This window comes from Aureimonas sp. AU12 (genome assembly GCF_001463705.1).
Classification (GTDB): domain Bacteria; phylum Pseudomonadota; class Alphaproteobacteria; order Rhizobiales; family Rhizobiaceae; genus Aureimonas.
This window is the reverse complement of the sequence record NZ_BBWH01000040.1, coordinates 150,679-165,902: the sequence shown is the minus strand read 5'-3', so window position 1 is coordinate 165,902 and position 15,224 is coordinate 150,679. Positions and strand designations below refer to the sequence as shown.

Here is a 15,224-nt window from a genome sequence, read left to right as displayed (position 1 = left end):
CCGGCGGGGCGGCCGGCCCGGCCTGCCGCAATGGACCCTGCCGACGCGCCACATCCGGTCGGACGACGGCTGGTGCGACGCGGCCCGGCACGGCGCCTACAACCGGCCCGTTCGCCTGCCGTTTCCCGCCAGCACCGAACGCATGATGCGCGACGACCGGCTCTACGACGCCGTGGTGGTGCTCGACTGGAACGTGCGGATGCGGGTGCGCGGGCTCGGCAGCGCGATCTTCCTCCATATCGCGCGGCCCGGCTACCGGCCGACGGAGGGCTGCGTCGCCGTCTCGCCGCGCGACATGGCCCGTCTCGCCCCGTTCCTGCGGCCCGGCATGCGCCTCGTGGTGCGCCGCTGAAGGTCACCGTGCGGTCATCGTGCCGCGTGGGCCCGATTGGGAGGGAACTTGTGTCGCGTGCGAGCGGTTCACGGATGAGACGAAGTGCGAGCGGATCGGGCCACTCCGATCCGCCTGCCGGCAGCCAAGGACGTGACGCGATGGACCGCAGCGAGATCCAATCCAAGCCCCGGGTCGAACCCTATGACGAGCCGACGGGCGGCTGGGGTTCGGTCAAGTCTCTCGCCACGAAGAGCCTGGCAGAAGGACTGGCGGTCTCGACGATCTGGAACACCCTGTTCAAGCAGAACAAGGCCGACGGCTTCATGTGCGTCTCCTGTTCCTGGGCCAAGCCCAAGGACGGACACGCCTTCGAGTTCTGCGAGAACGGCGCGAAGGCGACGATCTGGGAGCAGACGAAGAAGCGCACCGACAAGGACTTTTTCGCCAAGTACCGCGTCAACGAGCTCCTGACGTGGACGGACTACGAACTGGAGAAGAACGGGCGCCTCACGACGCCGATGCGCTACGACCCCTCGCTCGACCAGTACGTGCCGGTGACGTGGGAAAGCGCCTTCGCCGAGATCGGCCGTGAGCTGAAGGCGCTCGATCCCAAATCCGCGATCTTCTACGCTTCGGGCCGCGCCTCGCTCGAGACGACCTTCATGTACCAGCTCCTGGCGCGGGTCTACGGCAATGCCAATCTGCCGGACTCCTCGAACATGTGCCACGAATCGACCTCGGTCGGCCTGCCGCTGTCGATCGGCTCGCCGGTGGGCACGATCCAGCACGAGGATTTCGCGCTCTCCGACATGATGCTCTTCTTCGGGCACAACACGGGCACCAACGCGCCGCGCCTGCTGCATCCGCTGCAGGAGGCGAGGAAACGCGGCGTTCCTGTCTACACGTTCAACCCGATCGAGGAGCGGGGCCTGATGCGGTTCAAGAACCCGCAGGCGCCGACCGAAATGCTGTCCCCCGACGAGGGGACGAAGATGTCGACGGAGTATTTCCAGGTCCGCTGCGGCGGCGACATCGCGGCCATCACCGGCATCGCCAAGGCGGTCTTCGCCCTCGACGACGCCGCCAAGGAGACCGGACGCGAGCGCGTGCTCGACGTCGACTTCATCGCCGAGCACTGCCACGGCTTCGAGGCGTTCGAGACCTTCGTGCGCGAGGCCGACTGGGACGAGATCGTGCGCGTCTCCGGCCTGCCGCGCGCCGACCTCGAGGAGGTCGGCCGCGTCTACGCCCGGTCGAAGGCGGTCATGGCCCATTACGGCATGGGCCTCACCCAGCACCGGCACGGCGTCGAGAACGTGCAGATGGTGGTCAATCTCCTTCTCATGCGCGGCAATATCGGCAAGCCCGGTGCCGGCATCTCGCCGATCCGCGGCCATTCCAACGTGCAGGGTCAGCGCACGGTGGGCATGACCGAGAAGCCGGAACTCGCCCCGCTCGACAAGTTCGCCGAGTTCTACGGGTTCGAGCCGCCGCGCGAGAAGGGCATGGCGACGGTGGAGGCCTGCGAGGGCATCATCGACGGATCGGTGAAGGCCTTCATCGGCCTCGGCGGCAATTTCTCGCGCGCCGTCCCCGAGACCGGCAAGATCGAGGAGGCGTGGCGCCGGCTGCGGCTGCACGTGCAGATCTCGACGAAGCTCAACCGCAACCATCTCCTGCCGGGCGAGGTCACCTACATGCTGCCGTGTCTCGGCCGTATCGAGCGCGACACGCAGGCGACCGGCGACCAGACCGTGTCGATCGAGGACTCCACCGCCTGTATTCACGGCTCGAAGGGCTGGCGCCCGCCGGCCTCGCCCGAGCTCCTCTCGGAGACGAAGATCGTCGCCGAACTCGCCAAGGCGACGGTGGCGGGCCAGAGCACCATTCCGTGGGACGACTGGGTGGCCGACTACTCGCGGGTGCGCGACGAAATCGAGCGCTGTTACCCGCAATATTTCAAGGGCTTCAACCAGCGCTTCCTGCAGCCGGGCGGCTTCCACCGTGATCTGCCGGCCTGCGAGCGCATCTGGAAGACGGAGAGCGGCAAAGCCAACTTCCTGCTTCCGGAAAACGGCTTCGACGTCGATCCCGACATCAATGTTGAGGGCCACGACGTCTTCAAGCTGATGACGCTGCGCTCGAACGACCAGTTCAACACCACGGTCTACGGCTATGACGACCGCCTGCGCGGCATCTCGGGCTCGCGCATGGTGCTCCTGATGAACAAGGACGACATGGCGCGCATGGGCCTGCGCGATCAGGACTTCGTCGACGTCGAGACCCATGCAGACGACGGGGTGGAGCGCCGCGTCGAGGGCCTGCGGGTCCATTCCTACAAGCTGCCGACCGGCAATGTCGGGGGCTACTATCCCGAGCTCAACAAGCTCATCCCGCTCTGGCACCACGAGAAACAGGCGCATGTGCCCGCCGCCAAGTCGGTGCCCATCCGCGTGGTGCGGGCCCTCGTGCCGGCGATCGCGGCGGAGTAGCGAAAGGGGGGCGTGGCTGTTCGGCTGCGTCCCCTTTGATCCAGATGCGGACCGGCGCTGGTCTGTTGGCTTATGGAACGCTCGGCACCGCCGCCGGTCGGGTAGACCGCCCGGGATCAGGCCGTCCGACGCCAGCCGAGGGCGAGAAGCCCCGCCGAGATCATCAGCGTGCCGCCGGTGCGGTTGACCGCACGGCGAACGCCGGCCCGCCGGATGTGGCGACGGGCGGCGAAGGCGAGGCCCGCATAGAGGCCGGCATTGATCGTCGCGAGCACGAGGAACGTCGCCTCGAAGACGATCATCTGCGGTGCCAGCGGCGCCGACGTGTCGAGGAACTGCGGCAGGAAGGCGACGAAGAAGACGATGCTCTTGGGGTTGAGCGCCGTCACGGCATAGGTGTGGAGGAAGATGCGCAGGGCGGAGACCGCTTCGCCCGCATCCTCTGTCGCTTCTGCGGCGTCTTCGCCGACCGGCGCCCGCCAGAGCTTGATCCCGAGATAGATCAGGTAGGCCGCGCCCAGCCATTTCAGCCCGGTGAAGAGGAGCGCGGAGGTCGCGAGCAGCGCGCCAAGGCCCAGCATCGAGGTGGTCATCGCCGTGAAGTCGCCGAGCGCCACGCCCGCCATCGAGGCACGCGCGACGCGGCGTCCATGCGTCAGCGCGTGCGAGACGACGAGAAGGATCGTCGGGCCGGGAAGGGCGAGCAGCACTGCGGACGCTGCAGCGAAGGCAAGCCAGTGTTCGATCGTCATGTTGAATCTCCAAAGAAGGAGGATCCATCCATCGATCGCGTGGACACGCAAGAGCCAAGAGCGGCAGACAATACGATCTTCGGCGAACGGAGGCTCTCCTACCGAGAGCCCGGCGGCATCCAGCGCCAGACCGTAGTGCGCTTTACGTCGGCATCCTCCAGCGCCCGCGTGACCGGCACCTCGTAGACGGCGCACTCCGTCACGTGGGCGCGCGGCAGGTAGGCACGGCCGGGATCGCCGACGAGGATGCGTGTTCCCGCTTCGGCCAGATGATCGAACCAGGGCGCGAGACGTTCCGCGAAGGCGCGGTCGTAGAAGACGTCGCCGGCCAGCAGGATGTCGGCCTCGACAACTGAGCCCACGAGATCCGCCGAGCGAATGTCGAGCGCGACGCCGTTCGCCTCTGCGTTCAGCCGCGTCGCCGCGAGTGCGAACGGATCGACGTCCACGGCGCAGACATGCGACGCGCCCGCCATCGCCGCGGCAATGGCGACGAGGCCCGAACCCGAGGCGAAGTCGAGGACGCGGGCACCGCGGACTTCGGTGGGGTGATCGAGCACGAAGCGAGCGAGGCCCTGCCCGCCGGCCCAGGCGAACGCCCAGAAGGGCGGCGGCAGGCCGATCGCCTCCAGCTCCTCTTCCGTACGCAGCCAGAGATCGTGCGCCTCGTCGGCCAGATGCAGCACGATCTCCGGCACGTGCGGTGAGCGAAGCCGCGCTGTCTGCGCCTCGACGAAGCGGCGACGAGGATCCTCGCTCGGCAGGGCAGGAGGCGTCATCGGCGGAACCGGGGAGGAGGGAACCAGCAGACGCGGCGCTGGTTGGTCAGAAGACGAGTTTGGCATCACAGGCAATGGAGCAGGGCAATGATGAAGGGTGGACTTATGTGGCTGATCGGGATCCCGATCCCCATCATCCTTCTCCTGTGGGTCTTCGGATTCCTGAGCTGAGCTGCAGGCATGGGGACCGGCGGCTGACGTTTGCGGTTGTCGATCACGGACCGACCAAAAGAAAGCCGCCCCGACCAGGGCGGCTTTCTTTGTTGGTGACAAGATCGATCAGGACGCGTTCTTCAACCGCTGGCTCTGGCCCTGAAGCTCGTCGATCAGCTTCGAGGCGTCGGCCTTGTTCATCTTCGGATCGAACTCGTGGCCGGTCTCCTCGCAGAGCGTCTGGAGATAGGAGCCCTGCGCCCCCGTCATCGGCTCGCCGCCGGTGGTCCAGGTGTCCGGATCCTTCTCGGCATTGGAGGGGGCGTCGGCCTTGGGATTGTCGCTCGTCATCTCGTTCACTCCGAAAACGCGTGGGTCTGTTTCCGGAATGTTCTCAGGCCGGGCGGGTTCCCATCGCCTCTGCGGCATCCAGTCCCCCCATCTCGCAGACGACCCGGAACTCGGCCACCGTCACCGGCTGCACCGAGAGGCGCGAGTTGGTGGTGAGCACCATGCCCTGCAGGCGCGGCTCGGCCTTGCAAGCGTCGAGCGTCACCGGGTTTGGCACATCCATCACCGCGCGAAGGTCGACGCACTCCCAGCGCGGGTCGTCGGCGGTGGAGTCGGGATGGACGAGGGCGCAGATCTCGACGATCCCCACCACCGCCTTGCCCTCGTTCGAATGATAGAAGAAGCCGCGTTCGCCCAGCATCATGGTGCGCATGAAATTGCGCGCCTGGTAGTTGCGAACGCCCGTCCACTCGGTGCCCTCCGTGCCGCAGGCCTTCTGCTGCTCGAAGGACCACTTGAACGGCTCGGACTTGAAGAGCCAGAAGGCCATGGCGACGCGGCCCCCTCAGGCGTTGTCGGGATTGTTGACGGTCCAGTTCCAGCGCCTCACCGTGACGGAGCCGAACAGGCCGGCCTTGGCATAGGGGTCGGCATCGGCGATGGCGCGGGCGGCCTCCGGGCTCTCGGCCTCGACCACGAGGAGGCTGCCCGTCGGCTTGCCGTCGTCGCCGAGGAAGGGGCCGGCAAAGCGCAGCACCGGGCCGAGCGCCTTCAGGTGCTCGAGATGGGCGGCGCGGGTGTCCGCGCGCAGCGTGCCGGCATCAACGCGGTCTTCGCAGAGAAGGGCGAACAGCATGTCTTCAGTCTCCCGTTGTGATCTGAGGTCGGATGATCTGCCGTCGGCGTCTATCAGCCCTGCGCCCGGTTTCAATCGAATTCGCGCTTCAGTGGGCGTGCCAGCAGCGCCGACACCGCTTCGCCGGCAGCGATACGCCCATCCAGAATGGCAGCGACGGCCTCGATGATCGGCGCCTCGATGGCGTGTTCGCGGGCCAGCCGCGCCGCAACGCCGGCTGAATGGACGCCTTCGGCGAGCTTCAGGCCACCGAGATCGTCGCCGCGCCCGAGCGCCAGCCCGTAGGCGAAGTTGCGCGACTGGCTGCCCGAGCAGGTGAGGACGAGATCGCCGAGGCCCGAGAGACCCATCAGCGTTTCCGGCCGGGCGCCGAGCGCTTCGCCAAGCCGGCGCAGCTCGACGAAGCCGCGCGTGACGAGCGCCGCCCCGGCGGAGGCGCCGAGCCCGAGACCGGCGGCCGCGCCGGCGGCGAGCGCCAGGACGTTCTTGAGCGAGCCGCCGGCCTCGACGCCGAGAACGTCGGTGCCGGCATAGATGCGGAAGGTGGCGGTGGACAGGCGCCGTGCCAGCCGGTCGGCCTCGGCGGCGTCAACGCAGGCAAGCGTCACGGCGGTGGGCAGGCCGCGCGCGACGTCGGCCGCAAAGCTCGGCCCCGACAGCACCGCGACGGGATGGCCGGGAAGTTCGGCGGCGACGACGTCGGAGGCAAAGAGCCCGGTCGCCGCCTCGATGCCCTTCGAGCAGAGGACGAGGGGCACCTGTGCCGGCAGACGCCCGCGCAGCGCGCCGCAGACGGTGCGCAGCGTCTGTGCCGGCACCACCGCGAGCACGGCTTCGGCCTCGGCCAGCACGAAGCCGAGATCGTCGCTGGCCCGCAGATGCTCCGGCAAGGCGATACCCGGCAGATAGCGCGGGTTCTCGCGCACACCGTTCACCGCCTCGACGATGGCGCTGTCACGCGCATAGAGCCGCACCTCGGCGCCCTCGCGACTTTCGAGGGCGGCCAGCGCCGTGCCCCAGGCGCCTCCGCCGATCACCGCGATCCGCATGTGCTTCTCCTGCGCCACGCTCACGCCTTGGCGCCGCGTTTGCCGAACCCGACGAGCGGGGCCGCGGTCTCGTCCAGCGGCCAGCGCGGGCGCACCGGCGCCGACATCGCATCGATGAGCCCCGCTTCCAGCCGTTCGAGGCCGGCATAGGCGATCATCGCGGCATTGTCGGTGCAGAGCGCCAGCGGCGGCGAGACGAGCCGAACACCGTGGCGCGCACACGCATCGGCCAGCACGGCGCGGATTGCGCCGTTGGCAGCGACGCCGCCGGCCACGGCCAGCACGGGATCTGCGAGACCGGGATGATCGGTGCGATAGCGCGCGAGCGCCAGCGTGACGCGGTCGCGCACCGTGTCGGCGGCGGCGGCCTGGAAGCTGGCGCAGAGATCGGCGACGTCGCCTTCGCTCAGCGGCGCATGGGCCTGCGCGGCCTGCCGCACGGCGGTCTTGAGGCCCGAGAAGGAGAAGTCGAGCCGCTTCTCGCCGCGCAACGGGCGGGGCAGGATGAAGCGGGCGGGATGGCCGCCCGCCGCCATGCGCTCGACGTTCGGCCCGCCGGGATGGGGCAGTTCAAGGAGCTTGGCGGTCTTGTCGAAGGCCTCGCCCAGCGCGTCGTCGATCGTCGTGCCCCAGCGCTCGTAGCGCCCCAGCCCGGCGACGAGGAGGATCTGCGTGTGACCGCCCGATACGAGCAGCAGAAGATAGGGATAGGCGAGGGCGTCGGTGAGGCGCGGCGTCAGCGCGTGGCCCTCGAGATGGTTGACGCCGACGAAGGGCAGGCCGCGCGAGGCCGCGATCGCCTTGCCGGTCATCGCGCCGACGATCAGCCCGCCGACGAGGCCCGGCCCGGTGGTCGCGGCGACCGCCGAGATGTCGTCCAGCGGCACGCCTGCTTCCTCGAGCGCGGCCCGCACGATGCCGCCGATCGCCTGCGTATGCGCACGCGCCGCGATTTCCGGCACGACGCCGCCGAAGGCCGCGTGCTCCTCGACCTGGCTGAGCACCACGTTCGACAGGATGACGGCACGCCCGTCCGCGTCGCGGCCGACGACGCTCGCGGCGGTCTCGTCGCAGCTCGTCTCCAGCCCGAGAACGAGCGTCGCTCCCGGGGCGGGATGCGGGATGGGCGTTGGACGGGACAAGGGCGGATCGCTTCCATGGCAGCGTGAACGTCCAGCCGACATAGAGCCTGGCGCCGGTTCGCGCCACTCCCGCCGGGTTCGTCTCCGGCGGGAGTCGTCTGGAGCGGGGGGCCTTACATCGGCGGGACGATGCCTTCCGTGCCGACCACCACGAAGGCGGTGGAGAGCGTGCCGTCGGCGGCCTTGGTCGCGGGCACGAAGACCGGTGCGCCCGGCTTCAGGTCGGCGGTGCTGGCCTCGGTGAAGGTGACGACGGGGATGCCGGCGGGCAGAGTCACCTGCTTGGTTCCGGTCGGGTAGGAAAGCGTCAGCTCGCGGCCCGAGACGTTCTCCACCGCGTTCGAGACGGTGGCGTTCGTCATCGTCGAGTTGGGCTTGAGGTCCCAGGGGTAGCTGCCCTCGCCCGCACCCTTCATCGCGGCGGGAAAGATCAGCACTTCCAGCGCGCCCGCCTTGCCGCCCTCGCCGGGCAACGAGGCGACGCCGACGTAGTCGCCGGCCTTGATGTCGGCCGCGTTCGCTGACGTGACGCCGCGCACGCCGACATCGGGCTTCATGGCGATCGCCACCACCGGGCCTTCGCGCGAAGTGACCGACAGGGTGCTGCCGTCGACGGCGGCGATGACGCCGCGAACTCGCGAGGGCTGGGCGTCCTGAGCACTTGCGAGCGAGGCGGAGAGCGCGAGGGCAGACAAGGCGAGGACGGGCATTCGAAGGGCAAGGCGCATGGGGGGAAAGCTCCTGTGCGGCAATCCAGTGGATCGCCTCGTAATCGATCGCCCATCAGGGAGCGCGCAAACCGACCGTTTCAAGGCCGCTGCGTCGCCCCGGCGCGGGATTGGCTTCGCCGGGCGGTCCCCAAGCGGCGCATCCTGTTGTAGGAAGCGGGAAAACGGGGCGCCGCGCGGGTGCCTGCTCCTTCGAAAGGCCTCCATGACCGGCACGTCCCTCATCCGCATCGGCACCCGTGGCAGCCGGCTCGCGCTGGCGCAGGCGCACGAGGTCCGCGACCGGCTGATGGCGGCGCATGGCCTGCCGGCGGAGGCGTTCGAGATCGTGGTGCTGTCGACCGCCGGCGACCGGATCCAGGATCGCCCGCTCTCGGAGGTCGGCGGCAAGGGCCTGTTCACGCAGGAGATCGAGGAGTCGCTTCTCGAAGGCCGGATCGATCTCGCCGTTCATTCCTCCAAGGACATGGCGACGCAGGTGCCGGACGGGCTGGCGCTCACCGCCTACCTGCCGCGCGAGGACGTGCGCGACGTCTTCATCGGCCGCCGCGTCGAGACCATCGCCGACCTGCCGCTCGGCGCGCGCGTCGGCTCGGCCTCGCTGCGGCGCCAGGCCCTGCTGCGGCGGCTGCGTCCCGATCTCGACCTCGTCATCTTTCGCGGCAACGTCCAGACGCGCCTTGCCAAGCTCGCCGCTGGCGAGGTCGAGGGCACGCTGCTGGCGCTGGCCGGCCTGAAGCGGCTCGGCAACGAGGCAGCCGCGACCGAATTCCTCGATGCCGCCAGCTTCCCGCCGGCGCCGGGGCAGGGTGCGATCTGCATCGAGGCGCGGGCCGGGGACGCGCGCACCGACGCGCTCGCCGCCGCCATCGACGACGCCGACACCCACGCGGTCCTCAAGGCGGAGCGAGCCTTCCTCGCCGTCCTCGACGGCTCCTGCCGCACCCCGATCGCCGCCCACGGCACGCTGAACGGCGACCGCTTCCGCTTCCACGGCATGATCCTGACGCCGGACGGAACGCGCATGCACGAGACCCATATCGAGGGCGAGCGCGGCGAGGCGAAGGAACTGGCCGAGGACGCGGCGTTGCGGCTGGTCGCCGAAGCGGGCGCCGCTTTCTTCGAAGACTGGAAGCGGTAGGTCCGAACGATGGCGCGCATCCTCGTTCTGCGAGAGACCGGCAGCGCCGCGAGGACAATGGCCGCGCTGGCGGCGCATGGGCACGGGGGACTGAGCCTGCCGCTGCACGAGATCCGCCCGCTCGATCCCAGACCCCCCGGCGGGCTCCTCGCCGGGCTCGTCGCCACGAGCGCGCATGCGGCACCTTGGCTCGCCCGGCATTTCGGCGACAGCCGCCTGCCCGTGGTGGCGGTGGGCGAGGGCACCGCCGCGGCGCTGCGGACGTCGGGCCTGCGTGAGATCCGTATCGGCGCCCATCGCGCGGCCTCGCTCCCGCCGATGCTGGCCGGGTTGGGCGCCCGGGTGGATCGTCCGGTGCTTTATGCGGCAGGTCGGGTCCGCCGGCCGGATCTGGAATCAGGCTGCGCGCGAAGGGGCGTCCCGCTCGTCGTCGCCGAGGTCTACGACACGCTGGCGCGTGCGGTCGGCTCGGCCGAACTGGCCGGCGTGACGGCGGGCGGCGCGCCCGACGGGGTGCTTCTCCTGTCGGGCGAGCAGGCCCGCGCCTTCGCCGAACTCGCCATGCGGCATCCCGGGTTGCTGGCGCCCGGCGCGACCCTCCACTGCCTGTCGGAGGCGATCGCCGAGGCTCTGCCGGAGCCGATGCGGGCGCAGGCGCAGGTGGCACGTAGCCCGGAGATCGATCGGCTGATCGCCGCAATCGTCTGAGATGGTGGACCCAAGTTTGATTATGTCCGTTGCAGCTTGCGCGGCGCACGCTAAATCAGCATCGATCGTGGGATGTGCGTCGCCGGTTTCGCCGGTGCCGCATGTCTCGCCAACCCGTCCGGTCCGGGATCGACAGTGACGTGAAGGAGTTCCTGGATGGCCCATCGCCCACGGCGGTCGAAATCTGGCGGAAGACCCGAAACCACGATCGATCTCGATGCCGAGCGGGTCGAGGGCGCCGACGCGGCAACGTCGCCGACAAGCCCCGACGACACTCCCTTTCCGATTGACGAAGGACGAACCGAAGCGATGAACGGCGGATCCGGCACCGGGCGACCATCCGATCTCGAGGCAGACGAGGCTGCGGCCGTGACCGGCGGGGCGCATCGCGACGACCTGCCGGCAGAGGCCGACCGGATCGCCGAGGGCGACACGGCGGCCGAGACGGGCCGCGTCCATTCGGCGGCAACGGACGACGCGCCGATCGGCACCGCCGAGCATCTCGACCCCGTCTCCGGCGACGTCGTGCCGGGCGGTGTCGCCGACGCGGCCGCGAGTGACGAGGAGACCAAGTCCAGCGAGGCGCCCGAGACCGAATTTGCGCGCGAAGAAGGCTTCGTTGGTGCGGGAGCGACGCTTCCGCCACGCCGCGACCTCGGCGAGTTCGAGGACGACGACACCGTTCCCCATACACCAGAGCCCGAGCCGTCCGGCCCCGATCCGTTGGCGACGAGCCCCTATCGCGCGGCGCCCGACGCTGAGTCCCCCCATCGCGGCCGCGGCTTCGGCTCGCTGCTTGGCGCCGGTCTTCTCGGCGCGGCGCTCGCGGTCGGCGGCGGTGCACTTCTTCTCACCTCCGGCGCGTTGACGATCCCCGTCGCCGAGACCCCGGCGGCCAACGTCCAGCAGTTCGCCACGGCCGGCGAAGTCCAGCAGGTCACCGGCGACGTCGCGACGTTGCGCGGCGCCGTCGAGCAGTTGCAGTCTGCGCAGGCGGCCGGCGGCGCGGGATCGGGCATGGTCTCGACCAGCGATTTCGCGCAGCTGAGCGACCGCGTCGCGGCCGCCGAGCGCGCGGTGCAGAGCGGCGGTGCCTCGACCGGCGACGCGGCGAGCGCCGCGGCCTCCGCCACCGAGACGGCCAACGCTGCCCGCGACACCGCGAGCGCTGCCGAGACCACCGCCAACGCCGCGCGCGACGCGGCAGCGGGTGCCACCACGGCGGCCGACGGCGCGCAGAGCGCCGCGCAGGCTGCCCAGCAAGCGGCGCAGAACGCCCAGACCGCCGCCAACGAGGCGCGCACCGCCGTGGACGGTTTCGCTTCGCGACTTTCGTCGATCGAAGAGGCCAACCGCCGCGCGGGCGTCGCGTTGTCGGCGGCCAGCCTCAAGACCGCGATCGACCGGGGCACGCCCTTTATGAGCGAGCTCGAAACCTTCGCGGGGGCCGCCGGCAATCCGGAGGCCGTCCAGTCGCTGCGCGATTTCGCCGCCTCGGGCGTGCCGACACCCTACGCGCTGACCGCGCAGTGGAACGAGGCAGAGGGGGCCATTCTTGCCGCGCTCCGGCCGGCCGACCCGACCGCCGAACTCGGCAGTCAGGTTCTTTCGGGTCTGCGCTCCCTCGTGACCGTTCGCCCCGCCGGCACCGCCGTTTCCTCGGCGACGCCCGGTCCCGAGGCGGCCGTCGCCCGTATGGACGCTGCGATCGCCGGAGGCGACTACGCCGCCTGGACGAGCGAGTGGACGGCCTTGCCGGACGCTGCCAAGACCGCCTCCCAGGACTTCGCCGACAAGGTGAAGGCGCGCACGCAGGCCGATGGCATCATCGACCAGACCATCAACAGCGCCATCGGCGCCTCCGCGTCGCAGGGCTGATATGCTGCGTATCCTCGCATTCTTCCTCATCGTCCTCGCTGCCGGCCTCGGCTTCGCCTGGCTCGCCGACAATCCCGGCTCCGTGTCGCTCGTCTGGCAGGGCCAGGAGGTCGGCACGAGCTTCACCGTGTTCGTCATCGTCGAGATGCTGCTCGTCGCCGGCGCGATCGCGCTGTTCTGGCTGGTGCGCGGCTTCTTCAAGGCGCCCGACCGCGTCACGCGCTTCTTCTCCAACCGCCGCCGCGACAAGGGCTACCGTGCCCTGTCGGCCGGCATGATCGCCGCCGGTGCGGGCGATGCCCTGACCGCGCGGCGTATGACGACGCAGGCCGCCAAGCTCCTGAAGAACCGCCGCGAGCCGATGCTGCGCTTTCTCGACGCGCAGACGGCGCTGATCGAGAGCGACCACGCCCGCGCCCGCTCGATCTTCGAGACGCTGGAGGCCGAGCCCGAAACCCGCCTCGTCGGCCTTCGCGGCCTGTTCCTCGAGGCCGAGCGCCTCGGCGACAAGGATGCGGCCCGCAACTATGCTGAGCGCGCCGTGCGCATCGCGCCGCACGTGCCTTGGGCCGGCGGTGCCGTGCTCGACCTCAAGGCCGCCCAGGGCGACTATGACGGCGCTCTCGCTATCCTCGAGGCGCAGCGCGATTCGCGGCTCGTCGACAAGGCCGAGAGCCGCCGGCTTCGAGCCGTCCTCCTCACCGGCAAGGCGCAAGGTCTCGCCGACGCCGATCCGACCGGCGCCAAGATCGCGGCCCGCGAAGCGCAGAAGCTCGCACCGGACCTGACGCCGGCTGCCGTCGTCGCGGCCAAGGCGATGATCCGCCTCGGCGACGCCAAGGGTGCCTCGAAGGCGCTGGAATCGGCCTGGAAGGCCGAGCCGCATCCCGAGATCGCGGCGCTCTACATCCATGCGCGGCCCGCCGATGGCGTCGCCGAGCGGCTGAAGCGGGCGCGTGTGCTCGCCGCCCTCCAGCCGGGGCACGTCGAGTCGCGACTGGCGGTGGCACACGCCGCGCTCGACGCACGCGAGTTTGCCCTGGCCCGTACCGAGGCGCTGGCGGCCGTGGACGCGGCGCCGCGCGAGAGCGTCTTCCTGCTTCTCGCCGACATCGAGGACGCCGACACGGGCAACGAGGCGCTCGTCCGCCAGTGGATGAGCCGCGCGCTTCATGCGCCGAAGGACCCGACCTGGGATGCCGACGGCGTGACAGGTCGCCAATGGCTGCCGGTCTCGCCAGCCACCGGTCGTCTCGACGCGTTCCGATGGGTCGCACCCAAGCCTGCGGCTCTGGCACTCGGCGACGAAGCCGCCGATCCCATGCGTGAGATCACCTCGCATTATCCACGATCGTCCAACAGCGTGTCGGCGAACGGCGTCGGTTCGCCGAAGACGGGCGAGATGACCCTCGGTGAGACGTCGCGGCCCGTCGCGCCGATCGCGGAGGCCAAGGCCGATCATCGCGATCAGACCGTCGGCGTCTGATCGCCCAACCGATTCGCGCATTCGAGGCCGGCATGCTCGACACGTTCAGGGATTTCCTGAAGACCCTCGCAGGCGATGAGCGCGGTCGCTCCCACGGGGACGACCCGCGCATCGCCGCAGCGGCGCTCATGCATCACGTGAGCGAGGCGGACGGCATCGCCACCGCTGCCGAGAAGGCGCGTCTGCGTGATCTTCTCGCCGCCGAATACGGTCTGGCGGCGAGCGAAGCGAGGGCGATGGAAGCGGCGGGCGAGGAAGCCGATCAGGACGCTGTGGACCTCTTCAGCTTCACCAACGTCTTGATGCGCCATCTCGGCGAGGCTGAGCGGATCCGCTTCGTCGAGCTTCTCTGGGAGATCGTCTTCGTGGACGGCGACGTCCATGAACTCGAGGACAACGTCGTCTGGCGCATCGCCGAACTCCTCGGCGTGTCCTCGCGCGACCGGATGCTCGGCAAGCGCGAGGCGGCGGCCCGGCGACGTGCGGCCGATGGTTGACGATCTCGTTCGCATCGATCGGAACCAGGCTCTTCCGGATGGGCTCGTCGAGCGATCGTCGGCGATGGGACCTGACACCGGAAGGCTCGAGTTCACGCCTGCGTCCCCGAGCCTCGCTGACAAGCCGCATGCGCCGACGCGCTTCGTCCTGCGACAGAAGGACGAGGACCGCCCGGTGCTGGTGGTTCTCCATCAGGAAACCTCGACGCCGGGGCGGGTGGGTCAGGTGCTGGAGGCGGCCGGGATCCGGCTCGACATCAAGCGTCCAGTGCTGGGCGAACGCCTGCCGGCGACGCTCGACGGCCATCGCGGCGCCATCGTCTTCGGCGGACCGCCGAGCGCCAACGATCCCGACGCCCATCTGCGGCACGAGATCGACTGGCTGGAAATTCCGCTGCGCGAAGACCGGCCCCTTCTCGGCATCTGTCTCGGCGCGCAGATGCTGGTGAAGCATCTCGGTGGCACCGTCGGCCCGCACCCGGAGGGTCTCGTCGAGGTCGGCTACTATCCGGTGGAGGCAACGCCCGAGGGGCGCCACCTCATGCCGCATTGGCCGGGCATGGTCTACCAGTGGCATCGCGAGGGCTTCAGCCTGCCGCACGGCGCGACACTTCTGGCCCGGGGCGAGCGCTTTCCCCATCAGGCGATCCGCTACGGCGAGAAGGCCTACGGAGTCCAGTTCCATGCCGAACTGACGCTGGCCATGATGCATCGCTGGACGACGCATGGCCATGCGCGCCTGTCGCTGCCGGGCGCGCAAGGGCGGCGCGAGCATTTCTCGGGCCGCGCCATCCACGATGCGCCGGTCAAGCGCTGGCTGGAGCAGTTCCTCGGCCTGATCTTCGGACGGACCGCGACCGAGGACGACACGCGTCGCGGCTGAACGCTTCGCGAAAGCCTCTTTCGCTATGCAGCATGCGGGCGGCCTGCATTCGGGC

The 15,224-nt window shown here is 69.8% G+C and carries 16 protein-coding genes; 8 read left to right on the top strand and 8 right to left on the bottom strand.

Features of this window, described 5'->3' with window-relative positions; genetic code table 11:
- Together AUL33_RS16400 and AUL33_RS16395 are read left to right on the top strand one after the other, a co-directional pair.
- Positions 1–352, top strand: a 352-nt coding sequence (locus AUL33_RS16400; RefSeq protein WP_062210516.1) for a L,D-transpeptidase, incomplete at its 5' end; no start/stop codon positions are given.
- A gap of 140 nt (positions 353–492) precedes the next feature.
- Positions 493–2,826 carry an FdhF/YdeP family oxidoreductase gene (locus tag AUL33_RS16395; RefSeq protein ID WP_062210511.1) on the top strand — a complete coding sequence of 778 codons (2,334 nt, stop codon included), beginning with the start codon at positions 493–495 and terminating at the stop codon, positions 2,824–2,826.
- Positions 2,827–2,942: 116 nt separating this feature from the next.
- On the opposite strand, the gene AUL33_RS16390 is transcribed toward AUL33_RS16395, so the two are convergent.
- From AUL33_RS16390 to AUL33_RS16355, 8 genes are all read right to left on the bottom strand, one after another.
- A complete protein-coding gene (locus tag AUL33_RS16390; RefSeq protein WP_062210506.1) occupies positions 2,943–3,578 on the bottom strand; it encodes a LysE family translocator in 636 nt (211 codons plus the stop codon).
- A gap of 98 nt (positions 3,579–3,676) precedes the next feature.
- Positions 3,677–4,357: a methyltransferase gene (locus tag AUL33_RS16385; RefSeq protein ID WP_062210504.1), complete on the bottom strand. Its 681-nt coding sequence runs from the start codon at positions 4,355–4,357 to the stop codon at positions 3,677–3,679.
- Positions 4,358–4,636: 279 nt separating this feature from the next.
- Entirely contained in the window at positions 4,637–4,861 is a 225-nt protein-coding gene (locus AUL33_RS16380) for a DUF3072 domain-containing protein (RefSeq protein ID WP_062210596.1), read from the bottom strand.
- Between the two features lie 43 nt (positions 4,862–4,904).
- On the bottom strand, positions 4,905–5,351 hold the full coding sequence (locus tag AUL33_RS16375; protein ID WP_062210500.1) for an EVE domain-containing protein: 447 nt from the start codon (positions 5,349–5,351) through the stop codon (positions 4,905–4,907).
- A 15-nt stretch (positions 5,352–5,366) separates the two neighbouring features.
- Complete coding sequence (locus AUL33_RS16370; RefSeq protein WP_062210495.1) at positions 5,367–5,657, bottom strand: YciI-like protein; 291 nt, start codon at positions 5,655–5,657, stop codon at positions 5,367–5,369.
- A gap of 71 nt (positions 5,658–5,728) precedes the next feature.
- A complete protein-coding gene (locus AUL33_RS16365) occupies positions 5,729–6,706 on the bottom strand; it encodes an NAD(P)H-dependent glycerol-3-phosphate dehydrogenase (protein ID WP_062210492.1) in 978 nt (325 codons plus the stop codon).
- Between the two features lie 20 nt (positions 6,707–6,726).
- Positions 6,727–7,848, bottom strand: a complete 1,122-nt coding sequence (gene tsaD, locus AUL33_RS16360) for a tRNA (adenosine(37)-N6)-threonylcarbamoyltransferase complex transferase subunit TsaD (RefSeq protein WP_244492293.1) — start codon at positions 7,846–7,848, stop codon at positions 6,727–6,729.
- 113 nt (positions 7,849–7,961) lie between these two features.
- Positions 7,962–8,576 (bottom strand): hypothetical protein, encoded by a 615-nt coding sequence (locus AUL33_RS16355; protein WP_062210489.1) that lies wholly within the window; start codon positions 8,574–8,576, stop codon positions 7,962–7,964.
- Positions 8,577–8,781: 205 nt separating this feature from the next.
- On the opposite strand from AUL33_RS16355, the gene hemC reads away from it, so the two are divergent.
- The 6 genes from hemC (at position 8,782) to AUL33_RS16325 (ending at position 15,169) form a co-directional block, all read left to right on the top strand.
- A complete protein-coding gene (hemC, locus tag AUL33_RS16350; RefSeq protein WP_062210486.1) occupies positions 8,782–9,717 on the top strand; it encodes a hydroxymethylbilane synthase in 936 nt (311 codons plus the stop codon).
- Positions 9,718–9,726: 9 nt separating this feature from the next.
- Positions 9,727–10,425 carry a uroporphyrinogen-III synthase gene (locus AUL33_RS16345; protein WP_062210482.1) on the top strand — a complete coding sequence of 233 codons (699 nt, stop codon included), beginning with the start codon at positions 9,727–9,729 and terminating at the stop codon, positions 10,423–10,425.
- Positions 10,426–10,734: 309 nt separating this feature from the next.
- A complete protein-coding gene (locus AUL33_RS16340; protein WP_156419447.1) occupies positions 10,735–12,303 on the top strand; it encodes a COG4223 family protein in 1,569 nt (522 codons plus the stop codon).
- Between the two features lies 1 nt (position 12,304).
- On the top strand, positions 12,305–13,789 hold the full coding sequence (locus tag AUL33_RS16335) for a heme biosynthesis protein HemY (protein ID WP_082652665.1): 1,485 nt from the start codon (positions 12,305–12,307) through the stop codon (positions 13,787–13,789).
- A 32-nt stretch (positions 13,790–13,821) separates the two neighbouring features.
- Positions 13,822–14,286 (top strand): TerB family tellurite resistance protein, encoded by a 465-nt coding sequence (locus tag AUL33_RS16330; protein ID WP_062210476.1) that lies wholly within the window; start codon positions 13,822–13,824, stop codon positions 14,284–14,286.
- Between the two features lie 64 nt (positions 14,287–14,350).
- A complete protein-coding gene (locus AUL33_RS16325; protein ID WP_082652673.1) occupies positions 14,351–15,169 on the top strand; it encodes a glutamine amidotransferase in 819 nt (272 codons plus the stop codon).
- Positions 15,170–15,224 lie beyond the last annotated feature (55 nt).